We start from the raw sequence: 18,421 nt of genomic DNA on the forward strand, positions 1-18,421 counted from the left end.
GTGCTCGACATCGGCTACGCCCTCTCCAACCGCTTCCCCGACCCACCGCAGACCGACTACCGCCGCGCGGACGTCCACGCCCTGCGCCACGACCTGTTCTGCGGTGATGTCTATCTCGCGGACACCAAGGCGGACCGGGAGTTGTCCACAGCCTGGGGATGGGTGCCGGTGCTCGACTTCGCCTGGGCGCTGTGCGACATCGTCGAGCTGCTCGACCGGGACCCGCTCGGCAGCCGCGCGGCCCGGCCGCAGCAGGCGGAGCTGGACTTCACCGAGTCCACCGACCGGCTGCTCTTCGAGCGGCGCTTCGGCTGGGTGGACATCGAGGCGGAGTGGCTGCCGGCGTCCGAGCCCCCGCTGACCTTCTCCCACACCGAACTGCGCCGGGAGGCCCGGGACTTCCTGCACGACCTCGTCGCCGATCTCACCGACCTCCACGAGGACCTCGCGGACAACCCGGCGATCTGGACCCTCCAGTCCCGCTTCCCCCGCCTCGGCTGAGCCGCCGGGCGCTATGGACGCCGGGCGTCCCTGGGCAGCGGCGTACCCCGGGTGCCGTGCGCCGGGGCCGCGGCTCTGACGGTCACCCCCGCGACCAGCCCCGCCAGCAGCATGACGCCCGCCGCCCACCAGATGGCGACGGTGTAGCCGTGGACCACGCCCTCGCGGACGACGAGCGCCCTCCGGGCGGGGTCGGGCAGATGCGCGGCGAGGTACGCCGTGGCGCTGCTCGTGGCGATCGTGTTCAGCAGCGCCGTACCGATGGAACCGCCCACCTGCTGCGAGGTGTTGACGGTCGCCGACGTCACCCCCGAGTCGCGCGGCGCGACATCGGCGGTGGCGGTCGCGAAGACCGGCATGAAGGTCAGGCCCATACCGAGCCCCAGCAACACCAGTCCGGGCAGGATCGCGGTCGTGTAGTCCGAGTCCACGGTGATCCGGGTGAGGATCACCATGCCGCCCGCCGCCAGCAGCAGGCCCGGCACGATCAGCAGGCGCGGTGCCACCCGGGGCAGCAGACGGGCCGAGATCTGTGTCGAGCACACGACGATCGTCGCCGTCAGCGGCAGATAGCCGAGGCCCGTGCGCAGCGGCGAGTAGCCGAGGACGACCTGAAGGTAGTAGGTCAGGAACAGGAACAGCCCGAACATGCCGATGACGGCCAGGGTCATCGTCGCGAAGCAGCCGGCCCGGTCGCGGTCCCTGACGATGTGCAGGGGCAGCAGCGGCTGCGGCGCCCTGGCCTGCCACCACACGAACGCGCCGAGCAGCGCCGCGCCGGCCGCGAACAGGGCGAGGACCAGCGGGTCGGTCCAGCCCCGCGGCTCGGCCTCGCTGAACCCGTAGACCAGCGCGACGAGTCCCCCGCAGCCCAGCAGCGCGCCGGGGACGTCCAGCCGGGCGCCCGGGTGGCGCGGCCCGGCGGGCAGCAGCACCAGGCCGCCGACGACGGCACAGACAGCGATGGGCACGTTGACGTACAGACACCAGCGCCAGTTCAGGTACTCGGTCAGCAGGCCGCCCGCGAGGAGCCCGATCGCCGAGCCGCTGCCCGCGAGCGCGCCGTAGATGCCGAAGGCCCTGCCGCGCTCCCTGGGACGGGTGAACGTGGTCGTGAGCAGGCTGAGCGCCGACGGGGCCAGTACGGCGGCGAAGGCGCCCTGGAGTGCGCGGGCGCCGAAGAGCATGCCGGACGTGGTGGCCGCGCCGCCCAGCGCGGACGCCGCGGCGAAGCCGGCCAGTCCGGCCACGAAGGTGCGTCTGCGGCCCGCCAGGTCCGCGATCCGGCCGCCGAGCAGGAGCAGCCCGCCGAAGGCCACGGTGTACGCGGTGATCATCCACTGGCGGTTGCCGTCGGAGATGCCGAGCGCGCGTTGGGCGGACGGCATCGCGATGTTCACGATCGTCGCGTCCAGGACCACCATCAGCTGGGCGAGCGCGATGATCACCAGGGCCCACCAGCGGCGGGGGTCATCCGTGTCGTCGAGGCCCGCCGGCTCGCCCCTCGGGGTGACGCTCACCCCGTCAGAAGACCATGGAACGCCAGGCCCCGCATCTTCGGCCGGCGCACGCCCTCGAAGCCGCTCCGGGCCTGCCCTTGGGGATGTCGTCGCAGGTGGGCGGGATTGTCGGTGGCGGGGTGCAGCATGGGGGCATGGTGCGGAACGATCGGTTGGTGAAGCCGGCGCGGCGGCCGGAGGTGCGGCTGCCGGAGCTGGTGGCGTTCACGGACGGCGAGTTGACGCCGGACGGGGACTACGACGGGCTGGAGTTCCGGGACACGGACCTCGCCGGACAGGACGGCGGGGGTGCCCGGTTCCTGGACTGCGCGCTGACGGGCTGCGCGCTGGACGAGACGCAGTTGCACCACGCCCGCGTGGTGGACTCCGTCCTGTCGGGGATACGGGGCGTGGGCACGGATCTCGCCGAGGCGAGCCTGCGCGACGTGGAGCTGGTGGACGCCCGGCTCGGCGGGACGCAGCTGCACGGCGCGGTGCTGGAACGGGTGCTGGTGCGCGGCGGGAAGATCGACTATCTGAATCTGCGCAGGGCGAGACTCAAGGACGTCGTCTTCGAGGGCTGTGTCCTGGTCGAGCCGGACTTCGGGGGCGCCCGGCTGGAGCGGGTGGAGTTCGTGGACTGCGTGCTGAAGGGGGCCGACCTCACGGCGGCGACCCTGGTGGACGTGGATCTGCGCCGTGCGGCGGAGCTGGACGTCGCCCGCGGGTCGGACCGGCTCTCGGGCGCGGTGATCAGCCATGCCCAGCTCCTGGACCTGGCGCCCGTGCTGGCGGCGGCGTTGGGCCTCCGGGTGGCCGACGACGCCTGAGCCCACGGGGCCCGGTGTCTACACCCGCTTTCCCAGGTCGGCCAGGGCCCCGTCCGTCAGGCGGTACACGGTCCACTCGTCCTGCGGGCGGGCGCCCAGGGCCTCGTAGAAGTCGATGGCGGGGCGGTTCCAGTTCAGGACCGACCACTCCAGGCGCTCATAGCCGCGGGCGACGCAGATCCGGGCCAGTTCCCTCAGGAGCGCCTTGCCGTGGCCGCCGCCCCGCGCCTCGGGACGTACGTACAGGTCCTCCAGATAGATCCCGTGCACTCCCCGCCAGGTGGAGAAGTTCAGGAACCACAGCGCGAAGCCGACGACCTCGCCGCCCTCCTCGGCGACCTGCGCGTACGCCGCCGGGCGGTCGCCGAACAGCGCCTCGCGCAGCTGCTCCTGGGTCGCTCGAGCCTCGTCGGGCGCCTTCTCGTACTCGGCCAGTTCACGGATCAGAAAATGCAGGACGGGGATGTCGTCCGGGGTCGCGGTGCGGATCATGGGCGCAGTGTCACACGGCGGGGACGGGGCCCGGCAAGCGCCGTTTCCCACCGTCCCCGCCGTTCGTGCCGGTCAGTGCGGATTTCGCAGGTCGTTCAGTGCCGCCCGGCCACCCGGTCCGCGAACTGTGCCAGTTTCGACGACTCGGCGGCCGGAGCGGTGAGTTCACGCCGGTCCGCCGCGCGGTAGGTGGTGTACATGCCGTGCACGCCGAGCCACCGCAGCGGCTCCGGCTCCCATTTGCGGACCCGGTGGTTCACCCACGGCAGCTCGGTCAGATCGGTCCCGCCGGCCTGGCCCGAGTCCTGCTGGACGAGGTCGCGGAGGGTCCGCGCGGCGAGGTTGGCGGTGGCGACGCCCGAGCCGACGTAACCGCCCGCCCAGCCGAGCCCCGTCGCACGGTCCAGGGTCACCGTGGCGCACCAGTCGCGCGGCACCCCGAGCACACCCGACCAGGCGTGCGCCACCCGCACCCCGGCCAGCGACGGGAAGAAGCGGACCAGGATGTCGTGCAGCGCCTCGACGGTGGCGGCTTGCGTACGGCCGTCGTTGTCGGTGCGGGAGCCGAAGCGGTAGGGCACACCGCGGCCGCCGAGTGCGATCCGGCCGTCGGCGGTGCGCTGCGCGTACATGTACGCGTGCGCCATGTCGCCGAGCGCCTCGCACCCCTCCCAGCCGATCTCGGCCCACTGCGCGTCGGTCAGCGGCTCGGTCGCGATCATGGAGGAGTTCATCGGGAGCCAGGTGCGCCGCTGTCCCCTCAGCGACGCCGTGAACCCCTCGGTGCAGCGCAGGACATAGGGCGCGCGGACCGTGCCGTAGGGCGTCACCGCGTGCTTGGGGCGGATCTCGGTGACCGGGGTGCCCTCGTGGATCGTCACGCCGAGCGCCTCGACGGCCGCCGCGAGGCCCTTGACCAGCTTGACCGGCTGCAGCCGTGCGCCGTGCGGGGTCCAGGACGAGCCGACCGCGTGCGCGACCCTGATCCGCTCGGCGGTCCCCCGGGCGCCGTACAGTTCGCGGTCCTGCTCGCCGAAGGACAGCTCGTGCTCGTGGAACGCCTTCAGCCGGGCCAGCTGGGCGGGCGTGTACGCGACCTCCAGGACGCCGCCGACGCGCACATCGGCGTCGATGCCCTCCTCCTCGGCGGCCCGGACGACCTCGGCGACCGTCTCGTTCATCGCCTTCTGCAGGCGTACGGCGGCCTCGTGGCCGTGCAGTCGCGCATATCGGTCGCGGCCCGCGATGCCGTTGTAGAGCCAGCCGCCGTTGCGTCCGGAGGCGCCGTAGCCGCAGAACCTCTGCTCCAGCACCGTGATGCGCAGGAAGGGGGCCGCCTTCTTCAGGTAGTAGGCGGTCCACAGGCCGGTGTAGCCGCCGCCCACGATCACGACGTCGGCGGCCGCGTCCCCGGCCAGGGGCTCCCGCGGGGCGGGGAGGCCGTCGTCGGCGTACCAGAAGGAGATGCCGCCGTTGACGACACCGCTCGCTGCGCTGTTCATGGGGCGGACGTTAACTCCTGAGAGCGGCCAGTGTCTCCTTCGGATTCCATGCTTTTCCGCGGCTCCGGGTCAGCGGATAGCAGCCGAGGCCGATCAGCACCGAGATGAGATGTCCGAAATCGGTGAAGGTGGGAGAGAGGACGAAGGGGACGGTGTACACGGTCAGGACGACCGCCAGACAGGCGTACCGCCAAGGCGCCGCGATCCGGTAGGCGAGCACCGCGACGACCCCGGCCAGCGCATAGCTGACCCCGATGTCCAGGGTGTCGGCGGCGGAGAGCGGGGCGACGCCACGGCGTATCGCCTGCAACAGGGCTCCCTCGCTGGCGAGGGTGGCCAGGACATGCGCGGCGACGCACACGGCCAGCCAGCGCACGGTGCCCAGCCAGCGCTCCGCCTGCGCGTGGAAGGCGGTGTAGAGCACGGCGTACGGCAGCCAGTGGCCGCCGTCGATCCACATCGCGCTGGTGATGAGCACGCGGACGGGATGGGACGACAGCTCGTGGATGTTGGTGGACCGCTGCCGCAGGAAGTCCTCCTCGACCCGCGGCGACATGTGGTGCAGCGCGACCGTGGTGACGAACAGGACCGCCAGCCAGAGGTAGGTGCCCGGGGCGCTGCGGACGTATGCCGCCACTGCTCCGATTCCACGCCTCAGCCATATCACCGGGTCCACATACGCCAGTATGGTCGGCCCCGCGATCGATGCGCCCGGCGAGCCGGCCGTCCCGCGCTGCCGGGCGCGGACCCACCGCCGCCGCTCTCGCACGCGCGTTCACCATGACACGCCACCGGATGGCCGACCCGGCTTTCCACCCCCCATAAGGGGTCATAGCGTACAGAATATGACGAAACGCCATATCGCCGGTCCGGCGTGCCCGGCAGCGCTCGTCGGGTCGGGACACCCGTCGGCGGCCCCGGAGAGGAAGGGCGGCACATGACGACCGCGACCCCCGCCCCACCGCCGTCCATGCGGCTGAGGGAGCTCGTATTCGGGGCGGCCTGTGCCGCCGCACTCCGCGCCGCCGCCCGCCTGGGCGTCGCCGACGCGCTGGGGGACAGCCCCATGAGCGCGGAGGAGCTCGCCGCCGCGGTGAAGACCGAACCGCGCCCGCTGCGACGGCTGCTGCGCGCCCTGTGCTGCTACGGCGTCTTCGCCGAGCACAAGGACGGCACCTTCGAGCACACCGAGATGTCCCGGCTGCTGCGCGAGGACGACCCGGGCAGCCTGCGCTCCATCTCCCTGTGGTGCACCGAGCCCTGGACCTGGGCCGCCTGGCCGCGGCTTGACGAGGCGGTGCGCACCGGCCGGAACGTCGTCCAGGACCTGTACGGCAAGGAGTTCTTCACCTATCTGCACGAGGACGCCCCGGAGTCGGCCGACGTCTTCAACCGGGCCATGACCACCTCCAGCGAGCAGTCGGCCCGGGACGTCGCGGCGTTCCTCGATCTGACGGGGTGTGCGTCCGTCGCGGACATCGGCGGCGGCCAGGGACACGTGGTGGCGAGCCTGCTGGAGAAGTACTCCTCGATGCACGGCACCCTGCTGGACCTGCCGCCCGTGGTGGCGAACGCCGTGCCCCGGCTGCAGGGGGAGTTCGCCGACCGGGTGACCATCGTGCCCGGCGACTGCCGGGTGGCGATCCCGGTCCGGGCCGACGTCTACATCGTCAAGAACATCCTGGAGTGGGACGACGACAGCACCGCGCGGACGCTGCGCAACGTCGTCGCGGCGGGCGGCCCGAACGCGCGGGTCGTGGTCATCGAGAACCTCGTCGACGACACGCCCTCGATGCGGTTCAGCACCGCCATGGACCTGCTGCTGCTCCTCAACGTGGGCGGTGCCAAGCACACCGCCCGGAGCATGGTCGACCGGCTGACCGCCGCGGGGCTGGTCATCGAGGAGGTCCGCCCGGTCAACCCGTATCTGCACGCGTTCGACTGCACCGTCCGCGCCTGACCCGCCGCCGCGGGCGCACCGCGCGGCGGGCACACCGCTCACAGCACCGGTCGCCGGACCCGCGTCCATCACGCGGGGCCGGCGACCGGTGGTCGTATGGGCGGTTCAGGAGGTGACATCCCGCTCCCAGAGGTAGAAACGCTGCGCCATCGCGTCCTTGGGCGAACGCCAGGTCGCGGGGTCGTAGGCGCTGACGTACGCGGCGAGCCGCTCGCTGATGCCCCGGAACTCCGGATGCCCGGCCACCTTGGCGATGGCGGGGCCGGGGTCCCGGTCGGCCTCGACCAGGTGCATGTACACGTCGCCGAACTGGAAGAGGCTGCGCCGGGTGACCCCGACGAGATGCGGCAGCTCTCCCCGGTCGGATTCCTCGAACACCTTGGCGATGTCCGGGGCCGAGCCGGGGGCCATCCGGGCGACGATCAGGGCTTGGTGCATCGGCTGTCCTCCGCCCGGCTCAGTCGGTGAGGGCCGGCGCGGGCCGGTTCTCGGCGGCGACCTGCTCGATGCGGTCCCGGATCAGGGCCATCTGGACCTTGGAGTTGCGGTTGATGTTGTCGGTCATCCAGGCGTCGTCGACCGGCGCCTCGGGCTTCATCTCGAAGTCCTGCGTCCACACCATCCGGGTGCCCTCGGTGACCTCCTCGTACTGCCAGCGGATGTTCATGTACGCGAAGGGGCCCGGCTCGACGCGGCGGGCCTTGACGCTGAGCGTGGGGCGGTCGGTCTCCCGCTCCGAGACCCAGCTCCACACCGTGCCGTTCTCGTCGGGGTGCATCGTCAGCCGGAAGGTCGTCCGGTTCCCCTCGCGCGAGAGGACCTCGCAGGAGGCGTACTCGCTGAACAGCCGGGGCCAGTTCTCCAGGTCGTTGGTCATGTCCCAGACGAGGTCGACCGGGGCGGCGATGGTGATGGCGTTCTCGGTGTGTCCGGCCATGTCAGGCTCCAGCCATGAGGGTGGTGTTGACCAGGTCGAGGAACTGGCGGGGGGTCTTGCAGCGTTCCGCGTCGGGCGGCATCGGCGTGCCGTGCCGGTTCTCCAGCTCCCCCACGATGCCGAGCAGGCCGAGGGAGTCGATGCCGAGGGCCTCGAACCCCGAGTCGTAGCTCTGTTCGAGGTCCTGCGGGGCCACGGTGACCCCGGCGGCCGTCTTCATCAGTTCGGCCAGTTCTTCCACGGTGATGCGGTCGCTCATGCGGTTTCTCTCCTTCGCTGATGCTTGCTGCTGACGTCTCCGCAGGGATTGCTGCGGGTTGTCGTGGTGGGCTGCTGGCCTCCTAGGAGGCGTCGAAGACGCTGTGCCGCAGCACGAGCGCCGAGTTCGAACCCATGAGTCCCCGGCTGAGGATCAGCGCCGTGCGCAGCTCGGCGGGACGGGCGCGTACGGTCACCAGGTCGAGGTCATGGCAGAGGTCGAAGACATGCGGGGTGGGCGGGATCAGGTCGTGCTCCATCGCGAGCACCGCTGCGGCGGTGTCCAGCACGGGCGCCGCGCAGTAGCCGCGCCCGATGCCCGTCTTCGGCGCGGTGACGGGCACCCGGTTGCCGTGCGTGCCCAGGACGTCGGCGATCGCCAGCGCCTCGGCCCGGTCCGCCGCCGGGATGCCGAGGGCGTCCGCGAAGACCACGTCGACCTCCTCGGGGGCGCAGCCGGCCTCGTCCAGGGCGCCGCGGATCGCCTGGGCGAGCCCCTCCCGGGACTCCTCCCAGCAGGAGGCGCCGGTGAACGTGGACGCGTGTCCCGCGATGACGGCACGCACGGGCACGCCCCGCTCACGGGCCGAGCCCACCTCCTCCACGACCAGCATCGCGCCGCCCTCCGCGGGCACGAACCCGCAGGCGTCGGCGGTGAAGGGACGGTAGGCGCGGGCCGGGTCGGAGGCCGTGCTCAGCTCCGGGTACCCGAGCTGGCAGACCCCCGAGTAGGGCGCCAGCGGCGCCTCGGTGGAACCGGCCACGATCAGATCGGTGCCGCGGCCCACCGCCCTCGCGGCGTGCGCGAGAGCGTCGAGCCCGCCGGCCTCGTCGGCGGCGACGACCGAACAGGGGCCCTTGAACCCGCGGCGGATGGAGATCTGGCCGGTGCTGGCGGCGTAGAACCAGGCGATGGACTGGTACGGGCCGACGAACCGGCTGCCTTTCCCCCACAGCCGTTGCAGCTCCCGCTGTCCGAACTCGCCGCCGCCGGACCCGGCCGCGGTGACCACCCCGGCGATGAACGGAGAGTCGCTCAGATCGGCCTGGCCGAACCGGGCGTCCTCCAGCGCGAGATCGGCCGCGGCCATCGCGAAGTGCGTGAACCGGTCGGTCTGGACGAGGAAACGCTCCTCGATCGTCGCGGCCGGCTCGAAGCCCCGGACCTCGCCCGCCACCCGGAGCGGCAGATGCTCGCACCCCTCCCGGGTGACCCGGTCCAGGACGCTGACGCCCGCCTGGGTGGCCTTCCAGAAGGTGTCGGTGCTCGTTCCGTTGGGCGCGACGACGCCGATTCCGGTGACGCCGGCGCGCCTGCCATGCGGTGCGCTCATCGTGTCCTCTCCCTCGGCCGGGTCAGGATCACCGCGGACTGGAACCCGCCGAACCCGCTGCCCACGGAGAGCACGTTGTTCAGCCTGCGCTCGCGGGCCACGCGTGGCACGTAGTCCAGATCGCACTCGGGGTCCGGGATCTCGTAGTTGGCGGTGGGCGGTACGACCTGGCGGTCCAGGGCCAGCACGCAGGCCACCACCTCGATCGCCCCGATCGCCCCCAGGGAGTGCCCCACCATCGACTTGATGGAGCTCATGGGGGTGTCGTAGGCGTGGTGCCCCAGGGCCTTCTTCACCGCCGCGGTCTCGTGCCGGTCGTTCTGCCGGGTGCCCGACCCGTGCGCGTTGACGTAGTCGATCGCCGAGCCGTCGAGCCGCGCGTGGTCCAGCGCCTCGTCGATCGCCCGCGCCATCTCCAGACCCTCGCTGGTCAGACCGGTCATGTGGTAGGCGTTGCCGAAGGTGGCATAGCCGCTGATCTCGCAGTACACGCGCGCCCCACGGGCCCGGGCGTGCTCCAGCTCCTCCAGGACGAGCACCGCGCCGCCCTCGCCCATGACGAACCCGTCACGGTTGTTGTCGAAGGGACGAGAGGCGTGCGCGGGATCGTCGTTGTTCGGGGAGGTGGCCTTGATCGCGTCGAAGCACGCCATGGTGATCGGCGAGATCGGCGAGTCCGAGGCACCGGCTATGCACACATCGGCCCGTCCTTCCTGGACGGTGTGCAGGGCGTAGCCGACCGCGTCGAGCCCGGAGGTGCAACCCGTGGAGACGGTCTGCACCGGCCCGCGCGCCCCGAACCGCTCCGCCACTGTCGAGGCGAGGGTGCTCGGCGAGAACGCGCGGTGCAGATGCGGCTGCGCCTGCCGGTGGTCCACGTCCCAGCGCTCCCCGTGGTTGCTGACCAGGACGTAGTCGTGCTCCAGCCGGGTGGTGCCGCCGACCGCGGTGCCCAGGGAGACCCCCACCCGCCAGGGGTTCTCCTGGTCCATGTCGAGGCCGGCGTCACGCACCGCCTCCTCCCCGGCCGCCAGGGCGAACTGGATGTACCGGTCGCAGCGCGCCACCTGCTCCGCGTCCAGCCCATGAGCCGCCGGGTCGAAGTCGCACTCGGCGGCGATCTGCGAACGCAGACTGGACGGGTCGAAGAAGGTGATGCCCCGCGTCGCGGTACGGCCGCTGGAGAGCAGGTCCCAGAACGCCGAGACGCCGATGCCTCCCGGCGCCACGACGCCTATGCCGGTGACCGCCACCCGCCGGGTCATGAACGGACCTGGTCTCGCTCGGCCGGCCGGGCGGTGGCGGCCTCGGCCGTGTGGGCCGCGACCGCGTCGGTGCCCTCGGTGTCCACATGGCCCAGCTGCGGGCGCGGGGCCAGCGGACCCAGATGGAAGACGAGCCGGGCCTCCGTGTCACCGACGTTGCGGAAGCGGTGGCGCATGTAGGCGGGGATCAGCAGCCCTTGCTCGGGCCGCAGGGGCTGGGGGTCGCCGTCCAGGTCCACCTCCAGGTGCCCGCAGATGACGTAGACGAACTCCTCGGAGTACGGGTGGTAGTGCTCCCCGATGCGGTCGCCGGGCTGCACGATGGCCACGCCCATGAAACCGCTGGTGGAGCCGACCGTGGCCGGGGTGAGCATGGCGCGCAGATCGCCTCCGCGCTTGGTGTTGGGCTCGGTCTCGCTGAGATTCACGATCCGGGGCCGGGGTTTGATCACGTCGTTCCTCCGGTGGTGTGCTGCGTCGACAGGGGGGCGCGGCCGCTACGGCCCGCGGGTGGCGGTCAGGCCTGGTCCGACCGGCGGTCGGTGACGAGTTGCATGCGGGCGAGCTCGAGGAAGCGGGCGACGTCGCCGCTCTTCAGCGCCGAACCGTTCGCGCCCACGGCCTCGCCGTCGAGGAGCGACAGCAGTTCGGCCGCTCGCGTGGAGTCGCCACGGCCGAGGGAGTGCACCGGGTCGCCGTCCAGGTCGCCCCGTACGTCGACCAGCCGCACCACGATCTCGTCGCGCTGGAAGACGGTGCTGCGGCACACCGGGCAGTTCGGGTCGTTCGCCGACGCCTCGTCCTGCTCCGCGAGCAGCCGGGCCAGCTCCATCCCGCGCCCCGGACGGGCCGGGTAGTACAGCGCGTAGCGCACCGCCTCCGGGCACTCCTCGTCCGCCGTCACATGGTGGACGGCGGGGACGGCGGCACGGGCGAAGAAGACCCGCGCGGCCTCGGCGTCGGTCAGGTCCCGCTCCTCCTCCAGATACGGGTTGATGGCCTCCTCGACGGCCCGTACCTGGGGCTGCCGGGCGACGTGACGCAGCGCGGCGAGCAGGTCGCCCTCCACCTCGATGGCCCGTACGACCCGGTTGCCGTGCATGAACAGCGTGGTGCGGCACAGCCGCGTGTTCTCGTCGACCTGCGCCTCCGGCGGGGCGTAGTCGGCGAGGATCCTGGCGACGGTCTCCTCGCTGCCGCGTTTGACGGTGAAGGTGATCGCATGACGGATCTTTCCGTCGCCGATCCGGGGCGCCAGTTGCAGTTGGCGGGGACCCGAGTCGGCCGCGACCGCCGCGCTGGTCTCACGGACGATGTGGAAGCGCAGCGACCGGGTGTCCCGGACACAGCTGTGCAGCGGCCGGACCATCTGCACATGTCCCTCGCTGTTCACCCAGTCGAGGAACGGCGGGGCGCTCTCCCACTCACTGGTGATGAGCCATTGGGAGGGGTTCTCGATGGACTGGCAGAGCTGGTCGCTGACATGCCCGGGCACGGACGCGACCTGGCTGCACAGGTGCTCGTACGCCTCCAGGAACTGCTGCTGGGCTCCGTCGTAGACGTCCACCAGCAGTACGACCCTGAGGCGGGAGCCGTCGAAGACCGACTGGGACACACGTCTCGACGCCTTGCGCGTCACCGGTGCTGAAATACGTTCAGACGTAGTGGTCATCCTGCGCACTTCTCCTTACGCGGGGGCAGAGGGCGACGCCGGCCGCGGGGTGACGCGACGTCAGCGTTCTTCGATCTTGTGCCGGGGTCAGAAGGCGCGCGACTCGTATGAACCACGTGGGTGATGGGGGCCGCTGACCCATGCGGAGGCGCTCCCGGCAGGGCAAGAACACCGCGAAGCGCCCCGCTCCGGCCGAAGAGGGGACGTCCCGCGCTCCCCGTTGAACCTCCTGGCCATCTGCGACGTATCAGTCACCGTGGGTGGCACTGCGCCCACGGAACCATGGAGAAGCCGGGAGCGCACGGCAGAGGAGAGGGGCGAGCGATCCTAGGGTCGAACCCTCCCACCGGGAGTGCTCTGGAGTTGCCCGCCCCGGCGCGAGAAGGGGACGCGTCGGATGAGGTGCGCGGCCCCGGCCAGGTGCTGGGCCTCGACGGCCTCCGCGGCCTGGCCGCACTGTATGTCGTCCTGTTCCACTGCTGGCTGCTGACCTTTCCAGGGTTCCCCGGCAACTCGGGTCCGGCCTGGCTCGGCTGGATGATGTACGGACGCCTCGCGGTGGTCTTCTTCCTGGTGCTGTCCGGTTTCTCGCTGGCGATCTCTCCGGCGCGCAACGGCTGGCAACTGGGCGGCGCCGCTCGTTTTCTGCGCCGCCGCGCCTGGCGGATTCTTCCGCCGTACTGGGCGGCACTCGTGCTGAGCGTGCTCGTCGCTCATTTCGTGGTGGCGGCCTCGCACTACGGGCCGCCGAACAGCGGAACGATCCTGGTGTACGGGCTCGTGCTCCAGGACATGATCACGGCGCCGACACCGAACGGGGCCTTCTGGTCGATCGGCGTCGAGGCGGAGCTGTACCTCTTCTTCCCGCTGCTCCTTCTGGTCCGGCGGCGGCTGGGAGCGGTGGTCCTGCTCGCGGGGGTGACGCTGCTCGCGGTCGTTCGCGGCTTGGCCGCGGCGCACGCCGACCCGGCCGAAGGCGTGAACCGGCTGACTCCGGATCTCGCCCCGGTCTTCGTCGCCGGTCTGGTCGGTGCGGGGGTCGTCGTCGCACCGGACAGGATCCGGCGCCTGCCGTGGCACTGGCCGGCCCTTCTGGCCGCCGTACCGCCTCTGTCGCTCGTCCTCGCCAAGGGACCGGCGTGGACGGTGAACCACTACTACTGGGTCGATCTCGCCGTCGTCCCCGCCATGACGATGCTGATCGCCGCGGTCGCGACAGGCAAGCCGGCCCCCCTCATGCGGCTCCTGGCCACGCGCCCCATGCGCAGCCTCGGCGGCTCTTCCTACAGCCTCTACCTCATCCATCTGCCCATCGTCATGACCGTCGTCCGGAAGATCGCCCCGCACTACGTGTCACCCGGTCTGCCCACCTTCTGGTTGACACTCGCGCTGGCTCTGCCCACGTCGGTCCTGGCTGCCTGGATCTTCTCCGAGATCTTCGAGAAGCCCTTCCAGCGGAACCGCTCCTGGCGGTCCGTGCTGTCGGCGTTCCGCAGGAAGTGACATGGCACAACGCCCCGGACGAGGGGTCCGGGGCGGCATCCGTCGCCGCGCGCAGTCGGTGGGCCCGAGGAGCTGCGCCGCAACGAGCCCCACCTCTGCACGTTCCACCTCGACGCCTTCGGCTACGACGCGGTCCAGCAGGTCGACGGGCACATCGAAGCCTGGGCCCCGAGCGCCGCCACCAAGGGCGAGACCGTGAAGTCCGGCGCCATCACCCTGGATGCCGAAGGCCACGGCCGTACGTCGGACCCGTCCCTGCCCGACGGTCATTACAAACTGTTCTGGAACTTCGACGGCGAGAAGGGCGCCGCCAGGCACAAGGTGTTCTGGACCGACTGCAAGGGATCCTAAGGCGGTGGCGGCGGTACGACGGCGTCCGCCTCGGTATCGCCGTCGTCGCCGTCGCCCTCGCCCTCGCATACGGGCTCGGACCTGGGGTCCCAAGCCGGCGCAGCTGACCTCCTCACGCCATGACCTCATGTCGGGCTTTTCGCCCAATCGACGAGCCGAGCCCACCAACCACCTCTCGACGAGCCTGATGAACTTCCTTGGCGTCGAGCAACGCGCGCGGGTGGTGGCGGTCCGCCCGGTCGGGTCGACACCTGTGCCGATCGAGCCGTTGCCTCCGGTGTGTACGTGCGCCCGTGCTTCGCTGACTCACACATGCACCGCTGAGCCGTTGGCACACCGGCGAGCACTTGCTCCACATGGCGCCCGCAACCCTCATAGGTCACCTTCCGGCACGTCCGGCAGACGACACGTCGACACATCGTTCCCCACCATCAATATCTTCATCGACCAGCTCCGACTTTCACTTTCTCGGCAGAATGAGCCCCGCTTTTCACACCCTCTCCACAAGAAATTGATCAGTCCCGGCAAGGTGGCCTCTATGAGGTCGAATCTTGATCCAAGAGGTCTGGCGCCGTCGGTGGCGAATATCCGGACATGGGTGATAGGCGGGCACATCCGTCACGTGGCGTATCCCACCATGCGATGTCAAGTGGTTTGGTTGAAAAGCCGCCCTGGGGTTGCCGGGGATGCCGAAACAATGGTTGCATCACGCCGGAACGCGGTGACGGGGAATCAAAATACGGCGCGTACCTGCACTCCTCGACGTATTACGATCGTCGACCGGGCGCGGGAAGGACAAGAACCAACAACGGCAGCCGCCCTCTCCGAACGGGCGGTGTGCGCCGGTCAGGAGGGAGCAACGTGGGTTGCCCGCACGCCGCAGCATGCCCCCTTTTCCCCCTACTCAGGGCAAGCTTGGAAGGTTGGCGCAAGTACTACTGCGACAGTGAGGATCGGTGGCACGACTGTGCGCGCTACCAGTTGTCACTCACCGGCGAGCGCGTGCCGATCAGCCTGTTGCCCAACGGAGTCCGCGCGCGGCACCTCGAACCCGCGGCCGATGAGAGCCGGTCCGGCGAGGTCACCCCCACGCAGGCACCCCCCCGACAGGCCCCGCCACCAGGACCCAATCCCTGGTTTTCGCAGACCGCCGACTGGTCCCAGCCGGGACCAGGCCGGCCACCTGAGTGGTCAGAAGCGGGAACCGCGTCGCCGGAGACGACCGCCCCGTTCACAGCACCCCCGCCGGAACCGGTCGGACATCACCAGCCGTCGCCACCCGCACAGTTTCCCCCGCCCGCAGACGGCCGCGCTCGACACGTGCGCCCAGCGTCCGGCTCGAAGCGCGGTTGGTGGGCTCGATTCGCCGATTGGATGAAAGGCCCCGCATGAGTTCCTACTGGCCCTGGTGGGCGGGCGCTGTCGGGCTCGCTCTGGTCACCATCAACTACACCCTCGCCACCGATCGGTCTTTCGGGGTCTCCTCGGCGTGGGACCGCGTGTTGCACTGGCGCAGTGAACGTCAGCTCGAGCGGGCGGAGGAGGAGTTCGAAGACGATCGTGCTCTCGCCGACGCGCTCGCAGTGGCCACCGCGGAGCACTTCGGAACCGGCCCCGGCGCGCCCACCGTGTCGCAGGCTCCGTACGGGGAGACACAACCACTCGATCCGGCCGACGAACCGGCTGCAGGGGACGGCCCCCCGGTCACGAGTCTGCGCCCGGTCCCTCTGGTCACCCAGGCTGCCTTGCTGGTGTCGATTTTCCTCGGCGGACTGATCGCCGCGGTCACCTCCGGGCGGTTCCACCTCCGCTTCGACATGGGCCCGGGTTTCCGGAACCTGGTCACCGCCAATCCGATCACCATGGTCGCCCTGTTGTTCGTGGGAGGCGTGCTCGTCGGCTTTGGCACTCGATTGGCCGGCGGATGCAGCTCCGGCCACGGACTCAGCGGCTGCGGCCGTCTACGCCCGGTCAGCATCGTCGCGACCGCGGTGTTCTTCGGCACGGCCGTCGGGGTGTCGTTCCTCTTGTGGAAGGTGATCTGATGCGCACCCGGGGCGCGATTCTGCTGGCCAACATCATCACTGGTCTGGCCCTCGGCTACACCGTCACGAACATCGGTTTCGGCGACTACGCCGAACTGAACCGCATGTTCACCTTCCAGGACCTGCGCATGTTGTTCTCCTTCGCGGGCGCCGTCGGGATCATCGCTTGCGTGTTCGCTCTGCTACGGGTCCGCCGCACCCCGGGGCGCATCCACGCCGGAGTGATCCCCGGCGCAGTGTTGTTCGGTACGGGCTGGGCCATCTCAGGTGGGTGCCCAGCGATCCCGATCACCCAGGTCGCCAGCGGATACATGCCCGCCCTGGTCACAATCGCCGGCGTCGCCTTCGGTATCCGGCTGTGCCGTTGGGCCAATGCCCGATACTTCCACCTCGACCGCGGCTCCTGCGGGCTCTGACCAAGAGCCTCATGTCCGGACTGGGACTGGTGGGAGGACGGGGACGCGGAGGGGCAGCGGGGAGCCGGAGGGCGCTTACAGGCATGGGCTGCGCGCGATGAGGAAGCTCTCCGGACGGCACCGCATCGCTCAGTTCTTCGGGAAGTGACGGCCCAAGTCCCTCCCGTGCGGCGGCTCGCTGTGGCTGAGACTGTGACCTGGGCGACTCCCTGGGCTAGTTGTCGTCGTCTGTCAACGTTGCTCCACCTCGGGCGGCCCATAGGCGGCCCGCTCGCCGGCATTCCGAACCCACTGTTGTCAGTGGGTCCTCGGAAGTATCCATCCCCGATCTTCAGGTCCGGGAGTTCCTTCTCGCGCTGGATCCTCGAACGTGGACGGCGGGCCGAGTAGGCCCTCATCCCGGTGGTGGCCAACGCCCGTCTGCTGCGAGTGTCTACTCGCCGTTTCGAGAAACTGGCCGAGTCCCTTGGTGTCACGCAGCTGTCGAAGTCGCAGGCCTCGGCCATGGCCCGGCACCTGGACAGGCAGATCGGCGCGTTTCGCAAACGGCCGCTGGACGCCGGACCGTATGCGTTCGTCTGGGTGGACACGCCGACCCGCGGTGCAGGGTGCGGTACACACGGCGCCGCTGTGTCGGCGGCAGTAACGGTCGAAGTCACCCAGCCCGGGGCTACCGTCGTCGTACGGCGGCGCTTCGGGAGACGAAACTCCGCGCGTGCTGAGGGAGACTGGCGGCCTTCAGCGCACTGTATCTCCCGCTCGCCACGAGTTGGAACCTGACACCCTCCCGACCTTCGGGGTGCTCGTAGCCGTTAGGGAGGAACCGCCGGTAGTGCTCGCTGGCGCGTTCGAAGAACTGCGGGCGCTCGGAGCGGGAGAGACATCCCTCGAGATTGAGAAGGAAGAGGTAATGACGAATCATACGAGTGAAGAGAAACGGAGCCACAACATCCAGCGCGTCGCGCTCCCTGAGCAAGTCGAAGCTCTCTTCGTACCGGCCGAAGACGTCGAAGTGGGTGCCGTCCGGTGAGCCTGCGGGGTGTTGAGTGTGCCGACGACGGATCTGGACGCAGTTCCACTTCAGGACGGCGACCCGGTCGGCGGCGAGCATGGCCCGGTGGACGACCGTGACCTCCTCGTGGAGACCGTCAGGGAACGCGAGTTCCTGCCGGATCCACAAGTCGCGGCGGATCAAACGGTCCCAGGAGTAGGCGGGAGCACCGAACAACTCTGGCTGGTCGATCGAGGCGAAGGGCTCACGTCCTTGCCGTTCAAGCAGGTCGGCGGCTGCACCGGGCCACGCGCGGCCGCGATGGAGGCGAGTGTGCCCGAAGAGAAGAACATCCGGCTCGTCTGCCGATTGCAGCTGATCGCCCATCGCCTGAAGCGTTTCACCCCCGATGATGTGATCGCTGTCCAGAAACAGCAGATAGTCACCGGCGGCGCGCTCCGCCCCCGCGTTGCGTATCCGGCCGATACCGACGACGCCCGTCAGCCGCACGACCGAGACCCGCCCATCGCGCCGGGCATAGTCATCCACCAAGTCCGCAGGGCATTCAGCAGACTGGTCCAGGACCGCGACAACCTCCACGTCCCGGAAGGACTGGTTCAGTATCGAATTCAGGCAGACCTCCAACTGTCCCTGCAGGTCGTGCGCGGCGACTATGACGCTGATCATCGGGGAAGCGAGCACGGTGGTCGAACATAGGTGGACAGCTCACAGCGTGACAAGCCCCTCGGGCCCCCAGTCCACAGCCGCCAGGTCGGCCTGCTCAGGCGAGCGGTGACGCGGACGCCTCGGTACAAGGGCCGACGCCCGTCACGCCTTCCGGCGTGCAGGGGCCGCGACAGCCGCC

The 18,421-nt window shown here is 70.2% G+C and carries 19 protein-coding genes and 1 pseudogene; 8 read left to right on the forward strand and 12 right to left on the reverse strand.

Features of this window, described 5'->3' with window-relative positions; translation table 11 throughout:
• Positions 1-501, forward strand: coding sequence for a hypothetical protein (locus ACFY2Z_RS10460; protein ID WP_311694512.1), 501 nt, complete (start codon positions 1-3; stop codon positions 499-501).
• Between the two features lie 11 nt (positions 502-512).
• On the opposite strand, the gene ACFY2Z_RS10465 is transcribed toward ACFY2Z_RS10460, so the two are convergent.
• Positions 513-2,021, reverse strand: coding sequence for an MFS transporter (locus tag ACFY2Z_RS10465; protein WP_390743759.1), 1,509 nt, complete (start codon positions 2,019-2,021; stop codon positions 513-515).
• A 134-nt stretch (positions 2,022-2,155) separates the two neighbouring features.
• On the opposite strand from ACFY2Z_RS10465, the gene ACFY2Z_RS10470 reads away from it, so the two are divergent.
• Positions 2,156-2,830 (forward strand): pentapeptide repeat-containing protein, encoded by a 675-nt coding sequence (locus tag ACFY2Z_RS10470; RefSeq protein WP_390743760.1) that lies wholly within the window; start codon positions 2,156-2,158, stop codon positions 2,828-2,830.
• An 18-nt stretch (positions 2,831-2,848) separates the two neighbouring features.
• Here ACFY2Z_RS10470 and ACFY2Z_RS10475 read toward each other — a convergent pair whose 3' ends face one another.
• From ACFY2Z_RS10475 to ACFY2Z_RS10485, 3 genes are all read right to left on the reverse strand, one after another.
• A complete protein-coding gene (locus ACFY2Z_RS10475) occupies positions 2,849-3,322 on the reverse strand; it encodes a GNAT family N-acetyltransferase (protein WP_390743761.1) in 474 nt (157 codons plus the stop codon).
• A gap of 95 nt (positions 3,323-3,417) precedes the next feature.
• Positions 3,418-4,824 (reverse strand): NAD(P)/FAD-dependent oxidoreductase, encoded by a 1,407-nt coding sequence (locus ACFY2Z_RS10480; protein ID WP_390743762.1) that lies wholly within the window; start codon positions 4,822-4,824, stop codon positions 3,418-3,420.
• Positions 4,825-4,834: 10 nt separating this feature from the next.
• Positions 4,835-5,461, reverse strand: a complete 627-nt coding sequence (locus tag ACFY2Z_RS10485) for a rhomboid-like protein (RefSeq protein WP_390743763.1) — start codon at positions 5,459-5,461, stop codon at positions 4,835-4,837.
• A gap of 300 nt (positions 5,462-5,761) precedes the next feature.
• Between ACFY2Z_RS10485 and ACFY2Z_RS10490 the strand changes: the two genes are divergently transcribed.
• Entirely contained in the window at positions 5,762-6,784 is a 1,023-nt protein-coding gene (locus tag ACFY2Z_RS10490) for a methyltransferase (RefSeq protein WP_390743764.1), read from the forward strand.
• A gap of 105 nt (positions 6,785-6,889) precedes the next feature.
• Here ACFY2Z_RS10490 and ACFY2Z_RS10495 read toward each other — a convergent pair whose 3' ends face one another.
• The 7 genes from ACFY2Z_RS10495 to ACFY2Z_RS10525 form a co-directional block, all read right to left on the reverse strand.
• Positions 6,890-7,222 (reverse strand): TcmI family type II polyketide cyclase, encoded by a 333-nt coding sequence (locus ACFY2Z_RS10495; protein ID WP_390743765.1) that lies wholly within the window; start codon positions 7,220-7,222, stop codon positions 6,890-6,892.
• A 19-nt stretch (positions 7,223-7,241) separates the two neighbouring features.
• Entirely contained in the window at positions 7,242-7,721 is a 480-nt protein-coding gene (locus ACFY2Z_RS10500; RefSeq protein WP_390743766.1) for an SRPBCC family protein, read from the reverse strand.
• Between the two features lies 1 nt (position 7,722).
• On the reverse strand, positions 7,723-7,980 hold the full coding sequence (locus tag ACFY2Z_RS10505) for an acyl carrier protein (protein ID WP_311694503.1): 258 nt from the start codon (positions 7,978-7,980) through the stop codon (positions 7,723-7,725).
• A gap of 82 nt (positions 7,981-8,062) precedes the next feature.
• Positions 8,063-9,313, reverse strand: a complete 1,251-nt coding sequence (locus ACFY2Z_RS10510; RefSeq protein ID WP_390743767.1) for a ketosynthase chain-length factor — start codon at positions 9,311-9,313, stop codon at positions 8,063-8,065.
• Complete coding sequence (locus ACFY2Z_RS10515) at positions 9,310-10,578, reverse strand: beta-ketoacyl-[acyl-carrier-protein] synthase family protein (protein WP_390743768.1); 1,269 nt, start codon at positions 10,576-10,578, stop codon at positions 9,310-9,312. Before ACFY2Z_RS10515 ends, ACFY2Z_RS10510 begins: the two co-directional genes overlap by 4 nt.
• On the reverse strand, positions 10,575-11,030 hold the full coding sequence (locus ACFY2Z_RS10520) for a cupin domain-containing protein (RefSeq protein ID WP_390743769.1): 456 nt from the start codon (positions 11,028-11,030) through the stop codon (positions 10,575-10,577). Before ACFY2Z_RS10520 ends, ACFY2Z_RS10515 begins: the two co-directional genes overlap by 4 nt.
• Positions 11,031-11,095: 65 nt before the next feature.
• The gene (locus ACFY2Z_RS10525) at positions 11,096-12,250 is read right to left on the reverse strand and encodes a SchA/CurD-like domain-containing protein (protein WP_390743770.1); all 1,155 of its coding nucleotides are present in this window, start codon (positions 12,248-12,250) and stop codon (positions 11,096-11,098) included.
• 402 nt (positions 12,251-12,652) lie between these two features.
• Between ACFY2Z_RS10525 and ACFY2Z_RS10530 the strand changes: the two genes are divergently transcribed.
• From ACFY2Z_RS10530 to ACFY2Z_RS10550, 5 genes and pseudogenes are all read left to right on the forward strand, one after another.
• The gene (locus ACFY2Z_RS10530; RefSeq protein ID WP_390743771.1) at positions 12,653-13,753 is read left to right on the forward strand and encodes an acyltransferase family protein; all 1,101 of its coding nucleotides are present in this window, start codon (positions 12,653-12,655) and stop codon (positions 13,751-13,753) included.
• A gap of 195 nt (positions 13,754-13,948) precedes the next feature.
• The gene (locus tag ACFY2Z_RS10535; protein WP_390743772.1) at positions 13,949-14,104 is read left to right on the forward strand and encodes a hypothetical protein; all 156 of its coding nucleotides are present in this window, start codon (positions 13,949-13,951) and stop codon (positions 14,102-14,104) included.
• 1,388 nt (positions 14,105-15,492) lie between these two features.
• Complete coding sequence (locus tag ACFY2Z_RS10540; RefSeq protein ID WP_390743773.1) at positions 15,493-16,149, forward strand: YeeE/YedE family protein; 657 nt, start codon at positions 15,493-15,495, stop codon at positions 16,147-16,149.
• On the forward strand, positions 16,149-16,565 hold the full coding sequence (locus ACFY2Z_RS10545; RefSeq protein WP_390743774.1) for a YeeE/YedE thiosulfate transporter family protein: 417 nt from the start codon (positions 16,149-16,151) through the stop codon (positions 16,563-16,565). Before ACFY2Z_RS10540 ends, ACFY2Z_RS10545 begins: the two co-directional genes overlap by 1 nt.
• A gap of 311 nt (positions 16,566-16,876) precedes the next feature.
• A pseudogene (locus ACFY2Z_RS10550) lies at positions 16,877-17,153 on the forward strand (transposase); the annotation flags it as partial.
• An 82-nt stretch (positions 17,154-17,235) separates the two neighbouring features.
• Here the strand turns inward: ACFY2Z_RS10550 and ACFY2Z_RS10555 are convergent.
• Entirely contained in the window at positions 17,236-18,243 is a 1,008-nt protein-coding gene (locus ACFY2Z_RS10555) for a glycosyltransferase family 2 protein (protein ID WP_390743775.1), read from the reverse strand.
• Positions 18,244-18,421: the final 178 nt, after the last annotated feature.

Source organism: Streptomyces sp. NPDC001222 (assembly GCF_042896945.1).
GTDB lineage: Bacteria > Actinomycetota > Actinomycetes > Streptomycetales > Streptomycetaceae > Streptomyces > Streptomyces gibsoniae.

Excerpts from the sequence above, each read along its gene's own strand:
- ACFY2Z_RS10515 (WP_390743768.1), bottom strand. The coding sequence starts at position 10,578 with ATGACCCGGCGGGTGGCGGTCACCGGCATAGGCGTCGTGGCGCCGGGA.
- ACFY2Z_RS10525 (WP_390743770.1), bottom strand. The coding sequence starts at position 12,250 with ATGACCACTACGTCTGAACGTATTTCAGCACCGGTGACGCGCAAGGCG.
- ACFY2Z_RS10500 (WP_390743766.1), bottom strand. The coding sequence starts at position 7,721 with ATGGCCGGACACACCGAGAACGCCATCACCATCGCCGCCCCGGTCGAC.
- ACFY2Z_RS10470 (WP_390743760.1), top strand. The coding sequence starts at position 2,156 with ATGGTGCGGAACGATCGGTTGGTGAAGCCGGCGCGGCGGCCGGAGGTG.
- ACFY2Z_RS10555 (WP_390743775.1), bottom strand. The coding sequence starts at position 18,243 with ATGATCAGCGTCATAGTCGCCGCGCACGACCTGCAGGGACAGTTGGAG.
- ACFY2Z_RS10540 (WP_390743773.1), top strand. The coding sequence starts at position 15,493 with ATGAGTTCCTACTGGCCCTGGTGGGCGGGCGCTGTCGGGCTCGCTCTG.
- ACFY2Z_RS10545 (WP_390743774.1), top strand. The coding sequence starts at position 16,149 with ATGCGCACCCGGGGCGCGATTCTGCTGGCCAACATCATCACTGGTCTG.
- ACFY2Z_RS10475 (WP_390743761.1), bottom strand. The coding sequence starts at position 3,322 with ATGATCCGCACCGCGACCCCGGACGACATCCCCGTCCTGCATTTTCTG.
- ACFY2Z_RS10490 (WP_390743764.1), top strand. The coding sequence starts at position 5,762 with ATGACGACCGCGACCCCCGCCCCACCGCCGTCCATGCGGCTGAGGGAG.
- ACFY2Z_RS10480 (WP_390743762.1), bottom strand. The coding sequence starts at position 4,824 with ATGAACAGCGCAGCGAGCGGTGTCGTCAACGGCGGCATCTCCTTCTGG.
- ACFY2Z_RS10510 (WP_390743767.1), bottom strand. The coding sequence starts at position 9,313 with ATGAGCGCACCGCATGGCAGGCGCGCCGGCGTCACCGGAATCGGCGTC.
- ACFY2Z_RS10495 (WP_390743765.1), bottom strand. The coding sequence starts at position 7,222 with ATGCACCAAGCCCTGATCGTCGCCCGGATGGCCCCCGGCTCGGCCCCG.
- ACFY2Z_RS10505 (WP_311694503.1), bottom strand. The coding sequence starts at position 7,980 with ATGAGCGACCGCATCACCGTGGAAGAACTGGCCGAACTGATGAAGACG.